The 1,431-nt window shown below is 64.0% G+C and carries 1 protein-coding gene; it reads left to right on the top strand.

Going from position 1 to position 1,431, the window contains the following annotated elements:
• Window positions 1-1,431 (top strand): polyketide synthase dehydratase domain-containing protein (locus ACREB4_RS21260; protein ID WP_431590232.1); only part of this gene is annotated, 1,431 nt, incomplete at both ends.

Consider the following 1,431-nt stretch of genomic DNA (forward strand, 5'->3'; position numbering starts at 1 on the left):
TGCTTGAAGCGCCGCTGGTCATCCCAGAAGACGGAGCGGTGCAGATTCAGGTCGCGCTGACTGCTCCGGGTCAAGACGGCCAGAGGGACATCGAGATCCACTCGCGAGCAGACTCGGACGAGGAGGAAGCTGCAGATTGGATCCGCCACGCGAGCGGAACCCTCTCGGCAGACGCGCCGGAAGAATCAGAACTGCCTGACTTCACGGAGTGGCCACCAGAAGGCGCAGAAGAAATCGAAACCTCCGCGCTCTATGAATCACTCGCAGGCGCAGGCTTTGAATACGGCCCGGTCTTCCAGGGACTGACCCGGGCATGGAGCCTGAACGACGCAATCTACGCCGAGATAAGCCTTGGCGAAGACGAGCTGCCTACTGCCGATAGATACAGCGTCCACCCAGCGCTGCTCGACGCCGCGCTGCACACGATGTTCTTTGCGTCCAATGGCGAGGAGGGCGTCGCGCTTCCATTCGCCTTCAACAACGTGCGCGTCCCGATAAGCGGCGCAGGCCAGCTGCGAGTGCGTGCGGTGAAGACTCAGGAAGGCGGCGAAGAAGGCAGCGCAGCAGACGGAGCAGCAGACGGCGCGCCCTCGCGCACAAGCATCGAGGCCTTCTCAGAGAGCGGCGAGCACCTGGTGAGCGTCGGCGGCGTAGTTGCCCGAAAGGCAGACCCCGCGCAGTTCAAGCAGGCAGCAAGCAGCGACGACGCGCTGTTTGCGCTCGAATGGGTGCCGGCTGCGTCCGCTGAAGCTCCAGAGGATCAGCCCCAGGCTTCCGCAGCTCAGCTCGCAGTGATCGGTCAGCTCTCGCCTGAGCTCTCAGCCGCGCTTGAAGGAGCGCAAACCTTCGCGCAGCTTGCTGACCTCGCCGAGCGATCTTCCTCAGATGAAGAGCTGCCACTCGCCGCCGCGCTGATCGAATGCCCGCAACCAGAGTCGACCACCCCCGACGCCGCAGCCTCAGAGCTTTCCGCCTGGGCGCTGGGAGTGATCAAGGGCTGGCTTGAGATCGAAGAGTCCGCCGCAGGCCCATTGGTGATTCTCACCCGCGGAGCCGTTGCAGCAGAACCCGGCGAGAGCGCGGACCTTGCGCTCTCTGCGCTCTGGGGCCTTGTGCGCAGCGCTCAGTCTGAGCACCCGGGTCGCTTCCTCCTCATTGACCTGCCTGAGGTTCTTGAAGCATCAGGTCAGGAAGAAGCAGGTCAGGAAGAAGCAGGTCAGCTGGCATCAGCACTTGCCAGCGCGCTGCATTCACTGAGCGACGAGCCCCAGCTCGCGATCCGTCCTTCCGGCCTCTACGCGCCGCGCCTGACCGGCGCAGGCGCAGCGATCGAACTTCCTGAAGACGGCTCGTCCTGGCACCTGGCAACACGCGGCGAAGGAACGATGGAAGGCCTCGCAGCAATCGAGAACGACTCGGCAAGCGCAGAAC

It is taken from the genome of Aquabacterium sp. (assembly GCF_050725395.1).
GTDB lineage: Bacteria > Pseudomonadota > Gammaproteobacteria > Burkholderiales > Burkholderiaceae_C > Aquabacterium.